Origin of the sequence: Micrococcus sp. GbtcB5 (genome assembly GCF_019091605.1) — a bacterium.
Classification (GTDB): domain Bacteria; phylum Actinomycetota; class Actinomycetes; order Actinomycetales; family Micrococcaceae; genus Micrococcus; species Micrococcus luteus.
The window spans coordinates 1-230 of record NZ_JAGXJK010000597.1; the positions used below are offsets into that span (position 1 = coordinate 1).

Below are 230 nucleotides of genomic sequence, written 5' to 3' on the forward strand. Positions count from 1 at the left end.
GTGGGCGCCCTGATCGGCGGCGCCGGCCTGGGGCAACGCATCCGGCAGGAGGAGTGCGACGGCCGGGTCGGAGGGGGCCGAACGCTGCGGCTCCGGGTCCTGGCTCAGGTGCAGCCCGGAGACCAGCCCCCAGAACGCGGCGTTGGACGCGTCCAGCCCGGCCACGGGGCCCCCGTCCTGCCCGGCGGGCACGGACGGAGGCGGCGCCCGGGGGTCTTCGGGGGGGCCGG

At 80.0% G+C, this 230-nt stretch carries 1 pseudogene; it reads right to left on the reverse strand.

The features are described 5' to 3' along the window. Nucleotides 1-192 (reverse strand): annotated as a pseudogene (locus tag KVS67_RS13645) (DUF2017 domain-containing protein); the annotation flags it as partial. Nucleotides 193-230: the final 38 nt, after the last annotated feature.